At 69.4% G+C, this 20603-nt stretch carries 22 protein-coding genes, 1 tRNA gene and 1 pseudogene; 12 read left to right on the forward strand and 12 right to left on the reverse strand.

The window, feature by feature from the left end; genetic code table 11:
* The first annotated feature begins 5 nt into the window (after positions 1-5).
* Complete coding sequence (locus ACJ512_RS00085) at positions 6-692, forward strand: aminodeoxychorismate/anthranilate synthase component II (protein ID WP_407687944.1); 687 nt, start codon at positions 6-8, stop codon at positions 690-692.
* Here the strand turns inward: ACJ512_RS00085 and pknB are convergent.
* The 7 genes from pknB to ACJ512_RS00120 all read right to left on the reverse strand — a co-directional run bounded on the left by pknB (position 670) and on the right by ACJ512_RS00120 (position 10542).
* The gene (gene pknB / locus ACJ512_RS00090; RefSeq protein WP_407687943.1) at positions 670-2556 is read right to left on the reverse strand and encodes a Stk1 family PASTA domain-containing Ser/Thr kinase; all 1887 of its coding nucleotides are present in this window, start codon (positions 2554-2556) and stop codon (positions 670-672) included. The genes ACJ512_RS00085 and pknB overlap by 23 nt on opposite strands.
* Positions 2553-3842: a serine/threonine-protein kinase gene (locus ACJ512_RS00095; protein ID WP_461479928.1), complete on the reverse strand. Its 1290-nt coding sequence runs from the start codon at positions 3840-3842 to the stop codon at positions 2553-2555. Before ACJ512_RS00095 ends, pknB begins: the two co-directional genes overlap by 4 nt.
* Positions 3839-5317: a D,D-transpeptidase PbpA gene (gene pbpA / locus ACJ512_RS00100; RefSeq protein WP_407685402.1), complete on the reverse strand. Its 1479-nt coding sequence runs from the start codon at positions 5315-5317 to the stop codon at positions 3839-3841. Before pbpA ends, ACJ512_RS00095 begins: the two co-directional genes overlap by 4 nt.
* The gene (locus tag ACJ512_RS00105) at positions 5314-6723 is read right to left on the reverse strand and encodes an FtsW/RodA/SpoVE family cell cycle protein (protein WP_407685403.1); all 1410 of its coding nucleotides are present in this window, start codon (positions 6721-6723) and stop codon (positions 5314-5316) included. Before ACJ512_RS00105 ends, pbpA begins: the two co-directional genes overlap by 4 nt.
* Positions 6720-8255 carry a PP2C family protein-serine/threonine phosphatase gene (locus ACJ512_RS00110; protein ID WP_407685404.1) on the reverse strand — a complete coding sequence of 512 codons (1536 nt, stop codon included), beginning with the start codon at positions 8253-8255 and terminating at the stop codon, positions 6720-6722. The genes ACJ512_RS00105 and ACJ512_RS00110 overlap by 4 nt, the downstream gene beginning before the upstream one ends.
* Positions 8252-8719: an FHA domain-containing protein FhaB/FipA gene (locus tag ACJ512_RS00115; protein WP_407685405.1), complete on the reverse strand. Its 468-nt coding sequence runs from the start codon at positions 8717-8719 to the stop codon at positions 8252-8254. Before ACJ512_RS00115 ends, ACJ512_RS00110 begins: the two co-directional genes overlap by 4 nt.
* A gap of 125 nt (positions 8720-8844) precedes the next feature.
* Positions 8845-10542, reverse strand: a complete 1698-nt coding sequence (locus ACJ512_RS00120) for an FhaA domain-containing protein (protein WP_407685406.1) — start codon at positions 10540-10542, stop codon at positions 8845-8847.
* Between the two features lie 251 nt (positions 10543-10793).
* On the opposite strand from ACJ512_RS00120, the gene ACJ512_RS00125 reads away from it, so the two are divergent.
* From ACJ512_RS00125 to ACJ512_RS00135, 3 genes are all read left to right on the forward strand, one after another.
* Positions 10794-10876 (forward strand) — tRNA-Leu (locus tag ACJ512_RS00125).
* A gap of 614 nt (positions 10877-11490) precedes the next feature.
* Entirely contained in the window at positions 11491-11808 is a 318-nt protein-coding gene (locus tag ACJ512_RS00130; protein ID WP_461479929.1) for a PE family protein, read from the forward strand.
* Between the two features lie 88 nt (positions 11809-11896).
* Positions 11897-12232: a hypothetical protein gene (locus ACJ512_RS00135; protein WP_407685408.1), complete on the forward strand. Its 336-nt coding sequence runs from the start codon at positions 11897-11899 to the stop codon at positions 12230-12232.
* Between the two features lie 20 nt (positions 12233-12252).
* On the opposite strand, the gene ACJ512_RS00140 is transcribed toward ACJ512_RS00135, so the two are convergent.
* Positions 12253-12921: a TetR/AcrR family transcriptional regulator gene (locus ACJ512_RS00140; RefSeq protein ID WP_407685409.1), complete on the reverse strand. Its 669-nt coding sequence runs from the start codon at positions 12919-12921 to the stop codon at positions 12253-12255.
* 62 nt (positions 12922-12983) lie between these two features.
* Between ACJ512_RS00140 and ACJ512_RS00145 the strand changes: the two genes are divergently transcribed.
* On the forward strand, positions 12984-13157 hold the full coding sequence (locus tag ACJ512_RS00145; protein WP_407685410.1) for a hypothetical protein: 174 nt from the start codon (positions 12984-12986) through the stop codon (positions 13155-13157).
* A 266-nt stretch (positions 13158-13423) separates the two neighbouring features.
* Here the strand turns inward: ACJ512_RS00145 and ACJ512_RS00150 are convergent, their stop codons facing one another.
* The gene (locus tag ACJ512_RS00150; protein ID WP_407685411.1) at positions 13424-13975 is read right to left on the reverse strand and encodes a GNAT family N-acetyltransferase; all 552 of its coding nucleotides are present in this window, start codon (positions 13973-13975) and stop codon (positions 13424-13426) included.
* A 144-nt stretch (positions 13976-14119) separates the two neighbouring features.
* Between ACJ512_RS00150 and ACJ512_RS00155 the strand changes: the two genes are divergently transcribed.
* Positions 14120-14494 (forward strand): hypothetical protein, encoded by a 375-nt coding sequence (locus ACJ512_RS00155; RefSeq protein ID WP_461479930.1) that lies wholly within the window; start codon positions 14120-14122, stop codon positions 14492-14494.
* Between the two features lie 36 nt (positions 14495-14530).
* Here the strand turns inward: ACJ512_RS00155 and ACJ512_RS00160 are convergent, their stop codons facing one another.
* From ACJ512_RS00160 to ACJ512_RS00170, 3 genes and pseudogenes are all read right to left on the reverse strand, one after another.
* Entirely contained in the window at positions 14531-14872 is a 342-nt protein-coding gene (locus ACJ512_RS00160; RefSeq protein WP_407685413.1) for a GNAT family N-acetyltransferase, read from the reverse strand.
* A gap of 49 nt (positions 14873-14921) precedes the next feature.
* Positions 14922-15996: pseudogene (locus ACJ512_RS00165) on the reverse strand (acyl-CoA dehydrogenase family protein).
* An 86-nt stretch (positions 15997-16082) separates the two neighbouring features.
* Positions 16083-16499, reverse strand: coding sequence for a WhiB family transcriptional regulator (locus tag ACJ512_RS00170; protein ID WP_407685414.1), 417 nt, complete (start codon positions 16497-16499; stop codon positions 16083-16085).
* Between the two features lie 141 nt (positions 16500-16640).
* On the opposite strand from ACJ512_RS00170, the gene ACJ512_RS00175 reads away from it, so the two are divergent.
* The 6 genes from ACJ512_RS00175 (at position 16641) to ACJ512_RS00200 (ending at position 20591) form a co-directional block, all read left to right on the forward strand.
* On the forward strand, positions 16641-17429 hold the full coding sequence (locus ACJ512_RS00175; RefSeq protein ID WP_407685415.1) for a helix-turn-helix domain-containing protein: 789 nt from the start codon (positions 16641-16643) through the stop codon (positions 17427-17429).
* The gene (locus tag ACJ512_RS00180) at positions 17426-18253 is read left to right on the forward strand and encodes a C40 family peptidase (protein WP_407685416.1); all 828 of its coding nucleotides are present in this window, start codon (positions 17426-17428) and stop codon (positions 18251-18253) included. Before ACJ512_RS00175 ends, ACJ512_RS00180 begins: the two co-directional genes overlap by 4 nt.
* A 37-nt stretch (positions 18254-18290) precedes the next feature.
* Positions 18291-18653, forward strand: a complete 363-nt coding sequence (locus ACJ512_RS00185) for a DUF4226 domain-containing protein (protein WP_407685417.1) — start codon at positions 18291-18293, stop codon at positions 18651-18653.
* Positions 18654-18725: 72 nt separating this feature from the next.
* The gene (locus ACJ512_RS00190; protein WP_407685418.1) at positions 18726-19895 is read left to right on the forward strand and encodes a DUF4226 domain-containing protein; all 1170 of its coding nucleotides are present in this window, start codon (positions 18726-18728) and stop codon (positions 19893-19895) included.
* Positions 19896-19965: 70 nt separating this feature from the next.
* Positions 19966-20283: an ESX-1 secretion-associated protein gene (locus ACJ512_RS00195; protein ID WP_407685419.1), complete on the forward strand. Its 318-nt coding sequence runs from the start codon at positions 19966-19968 to the stop codon at positions 20281-20283.
* Complete coding sequence (locus tag ACJ512_RS00200) at positions 20280-20591, forward strand: DUF2694 family protein (RefSeq protein ID WP_407685420.1); 312 nt, start codon at positions 20280-20282, stop codon at positions 20589-20591. The genes ACJ512_RS00195 and ACJ512_RS00200 overlap by 4 nt, the downstream gene beginning before the upstream one ends.
* Positions 20592-20603 lie beyond the last annotated feature (12 nt).

Consider the following 20603-nt stretch of genomic DNA (forward strand, 5'->3'; position numbering starts at 1 on the left):
TCACGATGCGGATCCTGGTTGTCGACAACTACGACAGCTTCGTGTTCAACCTCGTGCAATACCTGGGACAGCTCGGCGTCCAGGCCGAGGTGTGGCGCAACGACGACGCCCGGCTCGCCGACGAGCCGGCCGTCACCGCGCAGTTCGCCGGTGTGCTGCTGAGCCCCGGACCGGGCACGCCGGAACGCGCGGGCGCGTCGATAAGCCTCGTCCGGGCGTGCGCGGCGGCGCGGACGCCGCTGCTGGGGGTCTGCCTGGGCCACCAGGCCATCGGCGTCGCGTTCGGTGCCCGGGTGGACCGTGCGCCCGAGTTGCTGCACGGCAAAACCAGCAGCGTCTTCCACACCAATGTGGGCGTGCTGCAAGGCCTCCCGGATCCGTTCACCGCCACCCGCTACCACTCGCTGACGATCCTGCCGGAGTCGCTGCCGCCGGTGCTGGAGGTGACGGCCCGCACCCGCAGCGGTGTGATCATGGCGGTGCGCCACACCGAGTTGCCGATTCACGGCGTCCAGTTCCACCCGGAGTCGATCCTGACCGAGGGCGGGCACCGGATGCTGGGAAACTGGCTCGCCGACTGCGGATGGGCGCGCGACGACACGCTGATCCGCCGGCTGGAGAACGAGGTCCGCGCCGCTGTGCGGCCGCATCTGCCCCCGGATCCGGTGGCTACTGACCGAACTTCAGCGTGATGATGCCGTCGCGGTTGACCCCGGCCCCGGCGGGCGGGTTCTGATACACGACCTTGTTGTGCATGGAACCGCCGGCGTCGACGTCGGGACCCTTGTCCAGCACCCCGATCCAGCCCAGCGCGCGTAACCGCGGTTCGGCGTCGGTCCAGAACATGTTGGTCACGTCGGGCATCACGAACTGGTTGCCCTTGGAGACCTGCAGCTCGATGACCGAGTCGACCGGGACCGTGGTGCCCTTGGGCGGGTTGGTGCCGATCACCTCGCCGGCCGGCCGGGGACTGTCCACGTCGGCCTGACTGAACTTGGTGAAGCCGTACACGGTGAGGTTCTTCTGCGCGACGTCGACGGTCTGGCCCGCCACGTCGGGGACCTGCTTGGTCTCGGGGCCGGAGCCGACGATGACGGTGATGACGTTGGTGATCGCCGAGGTCTGGTTGGCCGGCGGGTTGGTCCCGATGACCTTGCCCATCAGGTCCGGGGTGGACGGCGAACTGGCCTGCTTGAACTTGGTGAAGCCGGCGGCTTTGAGCTTCTTGACCGCGTCGCCGTAGCTCAGCGAGGAGACGTCGGGCACCTCGCGCTGCTCGGGTCCGGTGGAGACGTTGATGGTGATCTCGTCACCGGCACTCACCGACGCGTTGGCGTCGGGGTCGGTGTTGATGACGTGGTCCGGTGGGATCGTCGAATCCGGCTTCTGCAGGGTGCGCGTCTTGAAGCCGCGGTTCTGCAGTACCGCGATGGCGTCGGCGGAGACCTGGCCCCGCACGTCGGGCACCTGGACGTCGCGGGTGCCGCCGCCGAACGTGTTGAAGGCGATGACGACGACGATCGTCAGCACCGCGAGCACGGCCACCGCGACGACCCAGCGGGCGACCGAACCGCCGAGCCGCTCGTCGTCGGTGTCGGCGCCGCCCAGCGCCTGGCGGGGCAGCGGGTCGGTGCGGGGGTGTCCGCCGTGTCCGCCCGAGTGCGAGAGCAGCGACGTGCGCTCGGCGTCGGTGAGCACCTTGGGCGCCTCCGGTGGCTCACCGTTGTGCACCCGCACCAGATCGGCGCGCATCTCGGCCGCGGTCTGGTAGCGGTTCTCCGGGTTTTTGGCCAGCGCTTTGAGGACGACGGCGTCGAGGTCGGCGGAGATCCCCTCATGGCGATGCGACGGGGGAATCGGGTCTTCCCGCACATGCTGATAGGCGACCGCGACCGGGGAGTCGCCGGTGAACGGCGGCTCGCCGGTGAGGATCTCGTACAGCACGCAGCCGAGCGAATAGACATCGGATCGCGCGTCGACGGAATCGCCGCGGGCCTGCTCGGGCGACAGGTACTGGGCGGTCCCGATCACGGCCGCGGTCTGGGTGACGCTGTTGCCGCTGTCGGCGATCGCGCGCGCGATGCCGAAGTCCATCACCTTGACGGCGTTGGTGGTGCTGATCATGATGTTGGCCGGCTTGACGTCGCGGTGGATGATGCCGTTCTGGTGACTGAAGTTCAGCGCCTGGCAGGCATCGGCGATGATCTCGATGGCGCGCCGCGGGGGCAGCGGCCCCTCGGTGTGCACGATGTCGCGCAGGGTGACGCCGTCGACGTACTCCATCACGATGTAGGGCAGCGGGCCGGCGGCCGTCTCGGCCTCGCCGGTGTCGTACACGGCCACGATGGACGGGTGGTTCAGCGCCGCGGCGTTCTGGGCCTCCCGCCGGAAGCGCAGGTAGAAGCTGGGGTCACGGGCCAGATCGGCGCGCAGCACCTTGACCGCGACGTCGCGGTGCAACCTGACGTCGCGCGCCAGGTGAACTTCCGACATGCCCCCGAAGCCGAGGATCTCGCCCAGCTCGTAGCGGTCGGACAGATGCTGCGGGGTGGTCATCGCGGTGTCTCGTGTCGGGCCGGCAGCGCGACCGGGGTCAACGGGAGGCCCCGAACCGTGAACCGCGGGGGGCCCAGGCCGGAGGGGGTCTTGCTCGGCGATGACGGGCCCGAGGATCCCGAGGAGGAGGGCGGGCCGCCGGTGTCGGTGACCGTCGGGGGCGGCGTCGGCTGTTGCTGGGCGTCGCCGCGGGAGTTGATCACGATCAGCACCGCGATGATGATCGCCAACGCCCCGAGCACGCCCGCGGCCCACAGCAGCGCGCGCTGGCCCGACGAGAACGTGCGCCGCGCCGGGGGTGGCCGATGCCCGCCGGTGGTCGGCCGGGACCGGCGCGCCGCCGGGCTGCGCCCACTCGAGGCGCCCGCGACCCGGGTCGGGGCGCCTGCGGACGGGATGGCGGCCGGCGAGGCGCGCCCGGGCGGCGGTGACTGGCTGGGCCTCGGCGGACGGCGGCCGGCGCGCACCGCGGCGACCGCGTCGGCGAACGGTCCCCCGCTGCGATAACGCATCCCGGGGTTTTTGACCAGGGTGATCTCGATCAGCTCGCGGACGTTGGGCGGCAATTCGGCGGGCAGCGGCGGCGGGGGTTCCTTGATGTGCTTCATCGCCACCGTCAGCGCGCCGTCGCCGGTGAACGGCCGCTTGCCGGAGACGACTTCGTAGCCGACCACGCCGAGGGAGTAGACGTCACTGGCCGGGGTCGCGTCGTGGCCCAGCGCCTGTTCGGGCGCGATGTACTGGGCGGTGCCCATCACCATCCCGGTCTGGGTCACCGGTGCGGCGTCGACGGCCTTGGCGATACCGAAGTCGGTGATCTTGACCTGGCCGGTGGGGGTGATCAGGATGTTGCCCGGTTTGACGTCGCGGTGGACCAGTCCGGCGGCGTGGGCGACCTGCAGGGCCCGGCCGGTCTGCTCGAGCATGTCCAGGGCGTGCCGCAGCGACAGCCTGCCGGTGCGCTTGAGCACCGAGTTCAACGGCTCGCCGTTGACCAGCTCCATGACCAGGTAGGCGGTGCGCCCCTCCCCGTCCAGCTGGCTCTCGCCGTAGTCGTGGACGGCGGCGATGCCCGGGTGGTTGAGCATCGCGGTGGTGCGCGCCTCGGCGCGGAAGCGCTCGATGAATTCGGGGTCCTGGGAGAACTCCTGTTTGAGCACCTTGACCGCGACGCGCCGGCCCAGCCTGCTGTCGACGGCCTCCCAGACCTGACCCATGCCGCCGGTGGCGATCAGGCGTTGCAGGCGGTACCGGCCGGACAGCGTCACACCTACTCGCGGGCTCATGGTCCCCCCTGTAGCGCGGCTTCGATCACGGCCCGTCCGATCGGCGCGGCGAGTGCACCCCCGGTCGCGGACAGGCGATCTCCGCCGTTCTCCACCACGACCGCGACGGCGACCTTCGGCGCTTGCGCGGGCGCAAACGCGATGTACCACGCGTGCGGTGGGGTGTGTCGCGGATCGGTGCCATGTTCTGCGGTACCAGTTTTCGATGCGATCTGCACGCCGGGAATGGCCCCTTTCTGCTGCGCGACCTTCTCGGCGCTGACCATCAGCTCTGTCAGCTTAGCCGCGACCTGCGGTGACACCGCGCGGCGCTGTGCGTAGGGCACGGCGGTGCTGATGTTGGACAGGTCCGGGCCCTTGAGGCTTTCGACCAGGTACGGCTGCATCGTCACCCCGTTGTTGGCGATCGTCGCGGCGACCTCGGCATTCTGCAGCGGCGTGACGGCGACGTCTTTCTGTCCGATGCTCGACATCCCCAGGGCGGCGGCGTCGGGGATCACCCCGACGGTGGATTCGGCGACCTGCAGCGGGATGACGGGCGGGGCGCTGTCCAGCCCGAACGAATGCGCCGTGCCGCGCAGCGCCTCCGTACCGGTCATGAGCCCCAGCTGGACGAATGCGGTGTTGCACGATTTGGCGAACGCCTCGGCGAGCGACACCGTCGGTTCGGGTCCGCATGGCGTCCCACCGTAGTTCTCCAAGGTGGCGCTGCTGCCGGGCAGCGGGATCGAGGGTGCCGCGGTCAACTGCTCGCCGACCGTGGCGCCGGCCTCCAGCGCGGCCGCGGTGGTGATCACCTTGAATGTGGAGCCCGGCGGATAGGTTTCGGAGATGGCGCGGTTGGCCAGCGGATTGCCCGGGTTGTCACGCAGTCGCTGCCAGGCCTGCGCCTGCAGTTGGGGATCGTGCGAGGACAGGAGGTTGGGGTCATACGACGGCGACGACACCATCGCCAGGATCTTGCCGGTGGACGGCTCGATGGCGACGATGGCGCCTTTGCACGGCGGCCCCCCGCAGCCCTGCTGCATCGCGTCCCAGCCGGCCTGCTGGACCCGCGGGTTGATCGTGGTGTCGACGTTGCCGCCGCGCGGATCGCGGCCGGTGAGGAAGTCGGCTAGCCGCCGTCCGAAGAGCCGCGCGTCCGAGCCGTTGAGCACCGGGTCCTCGGCGCGTTCCAGGCCCGAGCTGGAATAGCGCAGCGAGTAGAAGCCGGTGACCGGCGCGTATACGTCGGGGTCCGGGTAGACCCGCAGGAACCGGTAGCGGCTGTCGGTGGCGACCGAATAGGCCAGCAGCTGGCTTCCGGCGACGATCTGGCCGCGTTGACGCGAGTACTCGTCGAGCAGGATCCGCTGGTTGCGGGGATCGGCCCGTAGCCCGTCGGCGGCGAAGACCTGCGTCATCGTGGCGTTGAGCAACAGCAGCACCATCAACGCCATCACGGTGACCGAGATGCGGCGGAGGGAGGCGTTCATACCCGCTGTATCACCTCGGTGCCGGCCGACGCGATCGACGACGTGTTGCGCGCGCGGGTGCGCAGCGGGCGCCGCGCGCTGTGGGAGATCCGCGCCAGGATGGCCAGCAGCACATAGTTGGCCAGCAGCGACGACCCGCCGTAGGACATCCACGGCGTGGTCAGTCCGGTGAGCGGGATCAGCTGCGTCACCCCGCCGACGACGATGAACAGCTGGATCGCCAGCGCCGACGCCAGACCGGCGGCCAGCAGCTTGCCGAAGCTGTCGCGGGTGGCGATCGCGGTGCGCAGGCCGCGGACGATGACGATGGTGTACAGCAGCAGGATGCTGGCCAGCCCGACCAGCCCGAGCTCTTCCCCGAAGGCCGCGATGATGAAATCGGTCGCCGCGGCGGGCACGGTGTCGGGCTGGCCGTTGCCCAGGCCGGTGCCGAAGATGCCGCCGGTGGCGAAGCTGAACAGCGACTGCACGATCTGGTAGCCGCTGCCGTCGGGATCGGCGAACGGATCCCACCACGTCTGCACGCGGACCCGGACGTGCTCGAAGGCGAAGTACGCCGCGACACTCCCCGCGGCGAACAGCACCAGCCCGATGACCACCCAGCTGAATCGCTGTGTGGCCAGGTACACCACGACCAGGAAGGACGCATAGAGCAACAGCGAGGTGCCCAGGTCCTTCTCGAAGACCATCACCCCGATCGAGATCACCCAGGCCGCCAGCAGCGGCGCGAGGTCGCGTGGGCGGGGCAGCGTCATGCCCATGACGTGCTTGCCGACGCTGGTGAACAGGCCCCGCTTGGCGATCAGGACCGCCGAGAAGAAGATCAGCAGCAGGATCTTGGAGAACTCGGCCGGCTGGATCGAGAAGCCGGGGAGGCGAATCCAGATCTTGGCGCCGTTCTGTTCGGACAGCGAGGCGGGGAGCAGCGCGGGCACCGCCAAGAAGATCAGGCCCGCCAGCCCGCAGATGTAGCCGTAGCGCGCCAGCTGGCGATGGTCCTTGAGGAAGGTGACCACCAGCGCGAACGTGGCCACCCCGACCAGGGTCCACAACATCTGCTGGGTCGCGCTGGGATGGTGGCGGCCGCTGAGTTCGTTGTCGGCGAGGTCGAGTCGGTGGATCATCACCAGGCCGAGTCCGTTGAGCAGCGCCACGATCGGCAGCAGCAGCGGGTCGGTGTAGGGGGCGAACCGCCGAACGGCCAGGTGTGCGCCGCCGAACACGGCCAGGAAGACCAACCCGTAGATCGCGAAACCCCAACGCACGCCGCGTTCCTGGTTGGCCTGCACGATGAGCAGGGCGGCGACGGTGATCAGCGCGGCGAAGCCCAGGAGCAGCAGTTCGGCGTTGCGCCGGGTCGGTAGCGGAGGCGTGACCGCGACTGGCGGCTGGAGCTGGGTGGTCATGCCACCGTCCGGCAGTCGATGCCCGGCTGAGGTGGGGGTGGAGGGAGTGCGGTCACCGTTTGTGCGGGGGGCGTCGTGGGCGACGTGGTCGCAGGCGACGCCGGCATGGTGCCGGAGGGGGCGCTGGTGGGGGTCCGGGTGGGACTCGTGGAACGGGGTGAGGTGGTGTTCGACGAGGGCGGGGGCGCGGTCGTGTTGCTGGTGGTTGTCGTGGTTGTCGTGGTTGTCGTGGTTGTCGTGGTCGGCGGAGAGGTGGCGCGGGGTGGCGGGCAGGGGGGCAGCAGCGAGTTGGCGGACAACTCACGCAGCTGCGCGATCGCGTCGTCGAGCGTCCCGGACGGTAGCCCGGCCTGGACCTGGGCCCGTTCGGGCGGGCGCAGGTCCTGCAGCTGCATCAGGTGGCAGTCGAGGGTGCCGCGGCTCTGGCTGAAGCTGACGAGGGAAAGCTCGTTGCGGGCATTGAGGCACCCGATCAGGTACGGCTCGTGCATGGAGATGCCCAGGAGCGAGCCCTGGATTCCGCGCACGATCGACACCAGGCCGTTGTACTCGGCGACGTAGTAGTTGCTGCGGATGATTGCCCGGCCGATCGCCAGGCCGGCGAGCGCCACGAGCACCACCAGCGTGGCGACGATCGCCGTCCGCCGCCGCGACCAGCGCGGGCGGCTCGGCGTTTCGGCTTGCGGCGCAACACGTTTGGCGGCTTCTTTGCGCGGCCCGATAGCGGAGGCGCGGCCGGCGGAGGTGTTGGGCAGCGTCAGTTGGTCGTCTTCGCCGGACACCGCACCGGCGAGAATCGGCTGGGTCTGGCCGTAGTCGTAATCGACGACGTCGGCGACGACGACGGTGACGTTGTCGGGCCCGCCGCCGCGCAGCGCCAGCTCGATGAGGCGGTACGCGGCCTCGGCGACATCGGGGATCTGCAGCGCCTCCTGGATGGTTTCGTCGCTGACCGGGTCCGACAAGCCGTCCGAGCAGAGCAGGTAGCGGTCACCGGCGCGCGCCTCGCGCATGGTCAGGGTCGGTTCGACCTCATGTCCGGTCAGCGCCCGCATGATCAACGACCGCTGCGGGTGGCTGTGCGCCTCCTCCCGGGTGATGCGGCCTTCGTCGACCAGGGTCTGGACGAAGGTGTCGTCCTTGGTGATCTGGGTCAGCTCACCGTCGCGCAACAGGTAACCGCGCGAGTCACCGATGTGCACGAGTCCAATGCGGTTGCCCGCGAACAGGATTGCGGTCAACGTGGTGCCCATGCCCTCGAGCTCGGGCTCCATCTCGACCTGCGCGGCGATGGCGGCGTTGCCGGCGCGCACCGCGGCGTCGAGCTTGGCGAGCAGATCGCCGCCGGGTTCGTCGTCGTCGAGATGGGCCAGGGCCGCGATCACCAACTGGGAAGCGACCTCGCCGGCGGCGTGGCCGCCCATCCCGTCGGCCAGGGCCAGCAGCCGCGCGCCGGCGTAGACGGAGTCTTCGTTGTTCGCGCGTACCAGGCCGCGATCACTGTGGGCGGCGTATCGCAAAACCAGCGTCACGGGCGCAACTCGATCGCCGTTTTGCCGATCCGGATCGGCGTTCCCATGGGTACTCGTACCGCAGTCGTCACCTTTGCCCTGTCAAGGTAAGTGCCGTTGGTCGATCCTAGATCTTCGACGTACCATTCCGTGCCGCGCTGAGAGATCCGGGCATGCCGTGTCGAGGCATAGTCGTCGGTCAGCACCAGAGTCGAGTCGTCGGCGCGCCCGATCAACACCGGCTGACCGCTGAGCGTGATCCGCGCGCCGGCCAGCGCGCCTTCGGTCACCACCAGGTAGCGGGCGGCGTCCCGGCGTTGCCGGGACGGCAGCAGCGTGCCCCGCAGTGCCAGGCCGCGGCGTACCATGACAGCGCCGGTCGGAGCGTAGATGTCGGTCCGCAGTATGCGCAGCACGGACCAGATGAATACCCACAACAACGTCAAAAACCCGGCACGCGTCAGCTGCAGTACCAGTCCCTGCATCTGGCGTCCTTTCCGTCCTCGCTCGGTACTCGCGGCACCCGTGACACCGAGCACATCAGCAACGTCACGATACTTGGACGGTCGTCGTGGCGGGGCGAAGCGCGGCGGCGGTGAGCCTGGGGGCGTCAGTGAATGCGAACGATGATCTCAGAATGACCCAGCCGGATCACATCGCCGTCGGCCAGCTGCCATTCCTGCACCGGTGCGTTGTTCACGGTGGTGCCGTTGGTGGAATTGAGGTCGGAAAGCAGCGCGACCTGCCCGTCCCAGCGGATCTCCAGGTGGCGGCGCGACACCCCGGTGTCCGGCAGGCGGAACTGGGCGTCCTGGCCGCGGCCCACGATGTTGGAACCCTCGCGCAGTTGATAGGTCCGACCGCTGCCGTCGTCGAGCTGCAGGGTGACGGCAGTCCCGGGGGCGCCGTAGCCGCCCTGGCCGTAACCGCCGTAGCCGCCCGGTTGCTGGCCGTAGTCGCCGTACTGGCCGTAGTCGCCGCCCTGGCCGTAGTCGGCCTGTTGACCGTAGTCGGGCTGTTGACCGTAGTCGGGCTGTTGACCGTAGTCGGGCTGTTGACCGTAGTCGTAGTCGCGGTGTGCGGTCTCGGAGTACCCCGGGCCCTGGGGGCCTTGCGGGGCGTATCCCCCGCCGGGGACGCTCTCGGCGTACTGCGTGTGGTCGCCCGGTCCGTAGTCGGGGCGGCTGTATGCCTGGCCGCCCTGCTGGTAGCCCTGGTCGTATCCGCCGCCCTGGTCGGGGTAGGCCGGCCGTTGCTGTTGGGGGCCCTGCTGGGGCGCGTAGCCACCCTCCTCCGGGCGGCCCGGGCCGCGACCGTAGTCGCCGTAGCCGCCGCCACCCGGCTGACCGCCACCGGGCGGGCCGTAGCCGCCCTGGCGGTAACCCTGGTCGTAGCCCTGTCCGCCGTAGCCGGGCGGACGCTGTTCATACGACTGCGGGTAACCGCCTTGGTCCGGGTAACCGCCTTGGTCCGGGTACCCGCCCTGGTCTTGATAACCGCGCTGGTCCTGATAGCCACGCTGATCCGGGTAGCCGCCCTGCTCCGGGTACCCGCCGCGCTGGTGGTCTTGGTAGCCCCCACCCTGCTCGGGGTAGCCGCCCTGGTCCGGATAGCCGCCCTGGTCCGGATAGCCGCCCTGTTCGGGAGGGCGGGGTGGCGCGTATCCGCCCTGCGGCGGGTAGCCGCCCTGCTCCGGCCGGTGCCCCCCTCGGGGGTCCGGCCCACCGGGCCGGTCCGGGCCACCCTGCGAATCGTCTTGCGGACGCCCGTAGCGGTCGTCGTAGTACTCCTCGCCGGGCCGTCCCTGCCCCTGATCCCCGCGGTAGCTCGAATTGTCAGTCATTGCTGCTACTCCTCGTTCTGCGCCGAACGCGTGATTCGATTGTGGCCGGAGCGGATCGTCGACCGTCGGGCGGGGCTTGGCGTCGGGGTTGACAGCACCGCGTGTGCGGAACTGGCCGGTGTGCAGGTTCGACGTCTGCTCGAACCGGACGACCACCTCACCATACGTTTGCCACCCCTGTTCATGGATATAGTCGGCCAAGTACCGCTCGAAAGCGCTCGACGTCAGGTCCGGATCGGCGCCCACTTTCGCGAAGTCGTGCACACCGAGGGTAATGATGTATTCGTTGGGCGCCAAAAGACGATTGCCCTGAAGCGGCCGCACGCCGTACTCGGCCTCGCGGCGCAGCAGGGCCTCCACCTCCTGTGGAACGATCGATCCTCCGAATACCCGGGCGAACGCATCACCGACGGTTGCCTCGAGCTTGCGCTCGATCCGCTGCGCCAGGCCCCGGTGGCTACCCATGTCTCAGCACGCACCCGCACACGTCCGGGCATTCGGCCGATGCACGGCAAACGCCTCGCCCGCGTGTCGCGTCACCCAAGCATGGTATCGGTACACCACGACGATGCGGCACCTCGGAAACTCTGAGAATATGGTATCCGCGCAGCTCAATGCGGTTGCAGGAAGCGGCGGTCCCTTCGGAGCGCCCCGGGCGGCACGAGCCAGTTGGGTCCGCGGCCACTACAGTGGTATGTTCCAGCGGTTGATTTTCGGGGCGAGTGGCGGAATGGCAGACGCGCTGGCTTCAGGTGCCAGTGTCCTTCGGGACGTGGGGGTTCAAGTCCCCCTTCGCCCACCGGAGTGATGTCTCACGACATCGGAATTGGTCCGAACCCCCGTCGGGGTTCGGATTTTTTCTTTGGGCGCCCGGTGGCGGTCCAGTACGGTGGTCGTCCCTGGCGGGTCAGCCGGCGCGACGCCGGACGAGTTCTCCGAATTGGTCGATGCGGTCTGTGCTGGCAGCTGCAAGAATTGGCGATATCAGAGAATAAAGAATAGGCCCACATGGAAGCCCACAATGCTTCGGTCTGAACATGAAATTTCGTTGTATGCCCGCACCGGGTCACCGGGCGTATCAAAAGCGTACGCGGTGAGCTGATCTACGACGCAATGCCGCACTGGATGTCCGAATCGCCTCGTAGACCGATAAGTCGCGACACCGGGCAGCGGGAGTGCGAAACCCTCTATGAAGCTTGCCAGTAATACCCCAGCACTTCGTCAGCACATGCCCATGACAGTGCAACGCACCGCCGGAATGGGATCCATAGCTTTCACACTGCTGATACTCAAGGAACACCTAGGAGCAGGCGCGCACATCCGATTTTCGGATCAAATGAAAGCTTGTCGTACCGAGCGGCAATGCGGCCCTTACGTTGATTCGTGCACACGCAAACTGCCGGGAGGTTCGAGGTGTCATTTGTATTCGCGCAGCCGGAATTCGTACAAAATGCGGCATCAGAGTTGGCGGGCATCGGTTCGGCGATCCGCACCGCCAATGCCGCGGCCGCGGCCCCGACGACCGGTGTGCCGGCAGTGGGCACCGACGAGGTGTCGTTAGCGGTGACATCGCTGTTTTCCTCACACGCCGCGGCATATCAACAGGTGAGCACGCTCGTCGAAGATTTTCACGCCCGGTTCGTCCAGACATTGATCGGAGCCGGCCAGACGTATGCGGCGGCCGAGGCCCCAACGTTCTGCCGTTGCAGAGCCTGGAGCAAGGCCCCGTAGCTGCGATCAACGCAGCCGGCGGTGCCGGCGGCGTGGGCAACATCGCCGCAGCCGCCCAGACGAACGCTGGCCAACTACGGCTACGGCAATGTCGGTCAGGGCAACGTCGGCTTCTTCAACACCGGGACCCCAAGAGAAACACCGGAACTTCGGTATCGGCAATGTCAGCCCGAACTTCACCCCGACCAATCCGTCGACCCAGTTCGGCAACCTGGGTCTGTTCAACAACGGGATCGACAACATCGGTATCGGCAACGTCGGCGGCAACAACCGGGGCCTGCCCGTGCCCCTGCTGGGCCTGCTGGGCGTGGGCAACCACGGCACCTTCAACCAGGGCCTGTTCAACACCGGCAACTACAACACCGGCATCGGTCTGGTCGGCGACCACCTCATCGGTGTCGGCCCGTTGCACGTCGGCGACTAGTCGAGACGGGCAAGAAGTTTTCAAAAATCTGTGCCGCCAGGGCTTTCGGCCGAGGCGCCAGGGCCGCCGCTCCGCAGATGTCCTTCGCGCAGCAGCGCGTTGACCGACTCTTCCCAGCGGTGCATCTGGGCGGGCGTGCCGAACGGTTGCGGAAGGTGACGGTCGAGGTGAGGACGCAGTACCAGGGTGCCCAGGACCAGGATCAGCGGGTGCAGCGGCGCCCATAGCCGATCCAGGTCCGGTCGGGTCTGTTCCAGGTCGCTGAGCTCGTTCCACCGATCGGCGCCGAGGGTGGCCAGCGCATCGAAAAGGACTGTCCCCAAGGGCCGCCCGCTGACCACCGCGTCGAGAACGTAGTCGACGACGTCGGGTTGTTCGACGAGCAGAGCGGTCACCCGGCGTCCCATCTCGGCGACCGAGTCAGCGGGCGGATCAGGGATCGGCTGCGCCATCACCGCACCGACCACCTCGAGGACGTGGGCGTCCACGGCGGCGATGAGGTCGGCCTTGGTGGCGAAATAATGTTGCACCAACCCCAGGGAAACCTCCGCCGCGGCGGCGATCGTGCGCAGCGAGGTCGTCGCCGTGCCCTGGGCGGCGAAGAGTCGAAGTGCCGCGGCCCGGATCCGCGTGGCGCTCGGCGAACTCGCCGGATCGGCTGCGGCCGGACCCGCTGGTGCTGATGTCATCTCCGACACTGTACGAACCCAGCTGTAATACACATGTGCAATACTGATGTATTGTGACATGCATGACGCGGTCGCCCGACGATCAGGTGACGATCAAGTTCGTCCGAGACTTCCAAACCTCCGATGGGTCGGTCAGCTACACCAAAGGTTCGGAGTTCCGCGTCGACGCCGCCACCGCCGATGCGCTGCTATTGGCCGGCGTCGTCGTGACGGTTTCCGCGCCGCGGGCCATGTAGTCCCGGGTGACTCCGATCCGCCCGCCCTGCTCGAGGGGCCCGACTCAACGAGGCCCACGCCACGCCGCTGCGACGCTGCTGCCCGACATCAATCTGGATGCGTCCGCGCTCATCGGCCACGAACCGTGGCAGTAGCCCGTATGTCGCCGCGTCGAGGAGCCCTTGTGCGCCAAGCGCATTCAGCACCGACCGCGCTCGCGCCGGGACATCGCCAGCATCCATGACAACCCTTTGAAGCCGGTCGCGATCAGACGTGACACTGCTGGTTACGCGGGCTTCAAGCCCAAGGGCGCCGGCGGGCCGCCGTCTTCGGCGCAGCCGAGCAGATCGAGTTGCAGCCATGCGACGTCGTGCCAGGTGCCGTGTTTCCATCCCACCCGCCGGAACAGGCCGGCCGGCGCGAATCCGAAGGACCGATGAAAGGCATCGCTTGCCGGGTTGGGTTGGGTGAAGCCGGCGAAAGCCCGGCGGTATCCGCGGTCTGCGAGCCGGCCAAGCAACTGGGTGTAGAACTCGCGGCCACCGCCGGAGCGGTGCCGGCCGCCGGCGAGGTAGATGCTGGTCTCCGTCGACCACTGATACGCCGCGCGGGAGTTGAACGGGTGCGCGTAGGCGTAACCGATCAACTCACCGTCGCGCTCGAGGACAAGCCACTCGTGGGCTATCCGTGTCTCGGCGATCCGGGCGGCCATCTGCTTCGGTGTCGGAACGGCGGTTTCGAAGGTGATCGCCGTGTTCTCGACGTAGGGACGGTAGATCGCGGCACAGGCGCCGGCATCCTCGGGGCGCGCGGGACGCACCAGGCTATGTGCTGCCATGCCGACCACCTTCCCAGCCCATGGCTTTCCCCGCGCGCGGGTTCCGCAGCGCACGAGCCTTCTGCGCGGATCGCGCTTGACATCGTGCCCGAGCGGGTAGATGTCCTAAGGAGATCGCCCCTCCCCTCAACAGATTGGGTACTCATGATGATCGAGAATCCGACCGCCCGTCGTTTCGTCGTGGCCGCAGCGCTGACGACGGCCGTCGGGCTGGGCACACTGACCGCGGCCTGCGGCTCGAGCGGACACGAGAACAAACCGTCGACCACGACGGTCACGACGACGGTCACCCCGCCCACCACCACCCCGACCACGCCGCCCCCACCGCCCGCCGAGCCGGGAGGACCGGGCGGAGGGACCGGGCCCGGCGGGGTCACCACCAACGCGCCGGGTGGCGCGGGCGCCGGGGCGGGTCCCGGCGGGGCGAGCGCGGGTGTGCCGGGCGCCGGGGCTTCGGCCGGGCCCAATGGCGCCGGGGCGTGCGCCGGTGGCGTCTGCGTCGGGACTCCCCCCGGCTAGTAACCGCTCCGCTGCGGGCGGCAGCGTCGGGGAAAACTACCTGCTGGACCGGGTCCGCAGCCACCGCAGGACGTCGTCGGTGACGGGGTCGGTGAGGTCGTCGAATTCGGGATGTTTGCGCAGCACCGTGCCGATCATCGAGCACACCGGGACGATGCGCTTGCCCGCATCGCGGGCGTCGTTGAGCGCCTCCTCCACCAGAAGGGTCGCCAGGCCGCGTCCACCGAATTCGGGGTGGATTTCCGTGTGGTCGAAGACCCGTTGGTCGCCGCGGTCGGCGAACGAGGCATGACCGACGACCCGGTCGCCGACGGCAATCGTGTACCGGGCCTCCTCGGCGCTGATGGTGGCGTGCGCACCGGTCTTGTCGGCAGGCATCTGATCTCCCCTGGGGTTCCGGTGTGCGGACAATCGCGACCGTACCCGCTCACTTGCCGGGCGGCCGCAGGACCTTCATCGCCAGCCGCATGATCGGTGCGGGAACGCGATCCTGCACGGATAGGGCCGTGTCGGCGGCACGGGACCGCAGCGGGGCGCCGCGGCCGAAAATCCGGTTCAACGGTCCCCCGGACGGCTCGATCACCACGTGCAGCGGCGGGGTGCCGACGGCGGCGCCCAGCGCGTTGGCGATGACCATCCGCTGGATCTCGCTGGTGCCTTCGAAGATGGTGTACAGCTTGGCATCTCGATACCGCTTCTCGACCGACCATCGGCCGGGTCTGTTCGAAGGTACCCAGCGTCGCCGAGCCGGACCGCTTGCCGCCGGCCACCACTTCGCGCGCCTTCGCGAGCTTGTGTTCGAGTTTGTCCTGTCCGCCAAGGAGGTTGGCGCCGGGCACGCGCACGCCTTCGAGCAGCAGCTCGGCGGTGTGCGAGGCCCGGCAGCCGAGCTTGTCCAGCTTGCGCACCAGCCTCAGACCGGGAGTCCCGCCCGAGACGATGAACAGTGCCTGCCCGCGGTGGCCGAGTTCCTCGTCGACCACCGCGTTGACGACGTGCACGTTGGCGATGCCGCCGTTGCCGATCCACATCTTGTGCCCGTCGATGACCCAGTCGGCGCCGTCGCGGCGGGCGTGGGTGCGCAGGTTCCGTACGTCGCTGCCGCCCTCGGGTTCAGAGATCGCCAGCGCCGCGAGCTTGAGATCGCCTGGGGCGCCGAAGCATTCGGGGCCCCATTCCAGCATCTGCTCGGGGGTCGCGGCCTGGCCGACGGCCGAGAGCGCCAGCGCCGGCATGACGATCGCCAGCCCGATCCCGGCGCAGCCCCAGAACAGCTCCTCCATGAACATCGGCAGCGACAACCCGGTGGGGTCGCCGACGAGATCGCGGTAGAAGAGCGGACCGTAGAAGCCGCGCTGGGCCGCCTCCTCGAGCACGGGCCACGGAAATTCCTGGCGCTGGTCGTAGTGGAGTGCAACCGGCCGGATCACTTGCTCGGCAAACTCGTGGGTGCGGCGGGCCAGGTCGTGTTGCGCTGCCGTCGGTGTCAGGTCGAAAGTCATGATGCGCCTTCGGGTCTCGACGGGCTCGGTCGTGCCGAAGCTCGACTACCCGGCCAATCGGCACAGCAAACGGTCCCGTGGGCCTTTCAGGCGGCCGAGCGCGGCCCGGCGTGGGCGATCGGCAGATGCAGTACCACCGCCGCCGCCGGAACGGCATCGTGTTCGTGCCGGGCCAGCAGGGCCGCGTTGTCGGGGAGCTGACGCGAATTGATCTCCCCGCTCGCGATGCGGCGCAACGTGTCGTGGGCGCGGGCAAGCTGTTCGCGCTTGCGGTACTGACCGCCGGGCAGTTTGACGCCCGCCCAGACGCCGTACTCCTCCCGGTGCGCGATGGCGTGCTGGGCGCACCGGCGCTGTTGCGCCAACGGGCACCGGCGCAGGCACTGTATCCGGGCCTCGGTGGCAGACGCTTCGTACGCCCGTGCCTTTGCCGCGCCGTCGGCGCCGTCGTCGTCGGGATAGCCGAACCACAGTTCCGGATTGGTTGTGCAGGGATGTCCCATGCCGCTCTCCTCCTCAGGCTGAAACGTCGACAGAAGCGTATACATATAGGGGCCCGGCGCGCAAGATAAACGCGACAAAAACGTATAACCAAGGAGGGGCTCGCGCGCTGTGTAATATCCGCCCTATGGCCGGAGCGTGTGGTGAGCCGTGAATCGGCCGGCGCGGCCATCCGCGCGTTGCGCGAATCGCGCGACCTTTCGCTGGCCGACCTCGCCGCGACCACCGGCGTGAGCGTCATGGGCCTGAGTTTCCTGGAGCGCGGAGCCCGCAAGCCGCACAAAAGCACAGTTCAGAAGGTTGAGAACGGGCTCGGCCTGCCGCCGGGCACGTATTCGCGGCTGCTGGTGGCCGCCGATCCGGACGCCGAGTTGGCGCGGTTGATGGCGGCGCAGCCGCCGGACGCGACGGCCGCCCGGCGCCCGGGGACCGTGGTGGTCGACCGGCACAGCGACACCGAGGTGCTGGAAGGGTATGCCGAAGCGCAGCTCGACGCCCTCAAGTCGGTCATCGAACGACTACCGGCGACGACATCAAACGAATATGAGACGTATATTCTCTCTGTGATCGCGCAGTGCGTGAAGGCGGAGATGCTGGCCGCCGGTTCCTGGCGGGTGGCCGTGAACGCCGGCGCGGATTCGACGGGCCGGCTCATGGAACACCTGCGGGCTCTCGAGGCCACGCGCGCCGCCTTGCTGGACCGGATGCCGCAGAGCCTGGGCGCGCGTTTCGACCGCGCCTGCGCGCGCTCGTCGCTGCCGGAGACGGTCATCGCGGCTCTGCTGGGTGTCGAGACCGCGGACATGTGGGACATCCGCAACAGGGGGGCCGTGCCACCGGGGGCCCTCCCCCGCGTCCGCGCCTTCACCGAGGCGGTCGAATCGGCGGCTCGCGACGCGGCGGAGCGCGACGACTCCGAGGGGGATCAGTGATCGAGAGTGAACTCATGGTGCTCGACCGGGCCCATCGCCTGTTCGCCGGCCACCCCGAAGCGCCGGCGTGGGACGCGGGACGCCCGCCGCACCGCGGTGCGGCGCGTTACCCGCAGGCGCCGAATGTCGGTGCAGGACAACGCGCCTACGAACTCGCCGCCGATCGCGGCCGGGAACTGCGCGCGGCGGCGGCCCACACGGATGCCGAGACCGGCCACGTCGTCGCCGAAGCCCACCGGGACCGGGAACGTGCCCACGCGCTGACCAAGAGCGTCGTCGACGAGGCCCGCGCCGACGCCGCCACGCCCCCGCGGACGCCGATGGCCCAGCGAGAGGCGATGCGCCGCCGGGCGGCGCGGCTGCGCGCGCAACGGGCGCACGTGCTGGCGGCCCGGGCGCGGTCCCGACGACACGCCGCGGCGCTGCGGGCCCTGGGATACCGGCTCGTGCACCATCGCGGACCGCGGGGGGTGGGACTGTCCCCGAACGGTCGCGCCGCCCGCGCGGTGCGCGCCGCGTTGTCGCGGCTGGGACGACCGTACGTCTGGGGCGCGGCCGGCCCCGACCGGTTCGACTGTTCCGGGCTGGTGCAGTGGTGCTATGCCCAGGCCGGGGTTCACTTGGACCGCACCACCTATCAGCAGATCCACGACGGCGTCCCAGTGCCGCGTTCGCAAGTCCGCCCGGGTGACCTGGTGTTCCCGCACGCCGGTCACGTGCAGCTGGCGATCGGCAACGACCTGGTCGTCGAAGCGCCCTACCCGGGGGCGTCGGTGCGGATCAGCCGGTTGGGCGGCAACGTTCAGATTCGACGCCCGCTATGACGAACCACCGCCCCGCCACCCGACGAAGGGGTTGAACATGTCCGAGCAGGCCGGGCCCTCGGTGGCTGCGCTGCGCGCAGGCCAGGCGGCGCTGGCGGGCCGACACGCCACCGCGGCCGACGCCGACCGTGTCCTGGCGGACGTGCTGGCCGGCGTGCACGCCGCAACCCGGGAGAGCATCCGTCGCCTCGATGCCATCGCCGCGGAGGTCGACCGCGCCGTCCTCGACCGGGCGGCCCTGGCCGCCGATACTCCCCTGGGCGCGCGTGAGTTCCACAACTTCCTGGTCGCCAAGCTGCGTGAGATCAGGGCGGTCGTCGCCGACGCGGACGAGCTCGGCCGCGCGAAACGGGCTGTGCTGGAACGCCTGCGGGCACAGTACGTCGCCCCGGTCGGCTAGCGGGGCCGTCCGTGCACAGCCGCGCCCCCAGTGAATTGTCGACCCCAATCCGCCTGGGTACTGTCGCCCGTCATGGAGGGGCCCACGCCGGGAGCGGCTGCCGACGCCATAGCGGCCGCCGAAGCGGCGCTGGCCCAGCAGAATTCGGCGGTTTCGCAGCTGGACCTGCAGGTCGTTGCGGCGATCCTGAACGCACACCTGACGACCGTCGAGGGCAAAGAAGCGTTGAGCGGGTTGCAGCAGGAGACCGAAGCCGCGGTGCGCACGCGCTCCGACCTGGACACCCCGGCGGGTGCGCGCGACTTCCAGCGGTTCCTCATCGGCAAGCTCAGGGACATTCGAGCGGTCGTGCTCGACGCGAGCCTCGATGACACGTCGAAATCGGCGCTGATGGCCGCCTGGACGTCGCTGTACGGCGCCGCCAAAGGCGGCGCGGACACCGTGGACGACCCACCGGAGGAGGCGGAGGCGTCGGACGACCCCGGCGGCGAGTGGGATCCGTTGCTCGACATGCTCTCGGCCGACGACCCCGGCGCGCCGGGTACCGACCTGCCCGGACCCGGCCCTGCGGAAGGCGTCGCGGCCCCGCCGGCCGTGGCGGCCCCGGCGCTGCCGGCCCTTCCCGCCTTCGGGGCCGGACCGCTGTCGGGACCGGGCACGGCCCCGGGTGCCCCGGCCGACTGGGCCCTGCCGGCTCGCGGTCTGCAGGACGGCGAGCTCGAGTCGGCGCTGCGCGACCTCGACGACGAAGGTCTGCAGCGACCCGAAGAGCCGGATCCGGGTGACGAAACGGCACCCTCGACGCAGGACGCCGAGAACCATGACGGGCCGGACACCACGCACGCACCCGCGGTGGGACCGACCGCGGTCATCCTGCCCGACGGCGAGGCGGTGACCGCCGCCAGCCCGCAGGTGGCCGCGGCCATCAAGGCCGCGGTCAACGGAACGCCGATCGCCGAGGCGTTTGCGCGGCAGGGCATCACCATCCCCGCGCCGGGCACGGCGGTCGCCGATCCGATCGACCCGCAAGACGTCACGCCCGGCGATATCGGCGTGCTCACCGACCGTCACGCACTGGCCCTCGGGCCCGGTAAGGCGCTTGTGGACGGGCAGATTCGGCACATCGCCACCGTGAGCGGGCCGGACTTCCTAGGCTGGGAGCACCCACCGGCGGCGACGGCCGCAGCGGCGGCCCCGACCGGGCCCGACGCACCGACACCGACCCGGCCGGCGGGCACGTGACCAGCGACAAGACCACTGCCAACAGCGAACTCGCCGGTTCCGCCGGCGGCGCATGAACAGGAGACAGCGGATGGCCGATTCGATCCACGTGGAGCCCGCGCAGCTGCGGCAGGCCGCCGCCCAGCACCAGGACGCCTCCGACTACCTGCGCACCGTGCCGTCGACGCATGCCGCGATCCAGGAGAGCCTGGACTCCCTGGGGCCGATCTTCGGCGACCTGCGCGAGGCCGGGCGCGAACTGCTCGAGCTCAGGCGCCAGTGCTACGAGCAGCAAGCCGACGACCACGCCGACATGGCCGACAAGCTGCGGGTGTCGGCGAGCAGGTGGGAACAGCACGAGCAGGATGCGGCCAGCGAATTCGGCGGCATCGGCGACGGCGGTCGATGACCGACCCCAATCCCGCCTTCGACACCGTCCACCCCAGCGGGCACATCCTCGTCCGGTCCTGCCGCGGCGGCTACCTGCACAGCGTCATGCTGAGCGACGAGGCGATGGAGACCGACGCCGAGACGCTGGCGCGGGGCATCCTGCTGACCGCGGACGTGTCGCATCTGAAGGCGCTGCTGGAGGTGCGCGACGAGATCCTGGCCGCCGGCCACACGCCGTCGGCTCAGGTGCCCACCCCCTACGATCTCGACGCCGCGATCGAAAAGCTGCTGGCGCACGATATGCGGCGCCGCGACGGTGTGCGGTAGCCGCGCCGCCGG

It is taken from the genome of Mycobacterium cajalii (assembly GCF_045809005.2).
GTDB lineage: Bacteria > Actinomycetota > Actinomycetes > Mycobacteriales > Mycobacteriaceae > Mycobacterium.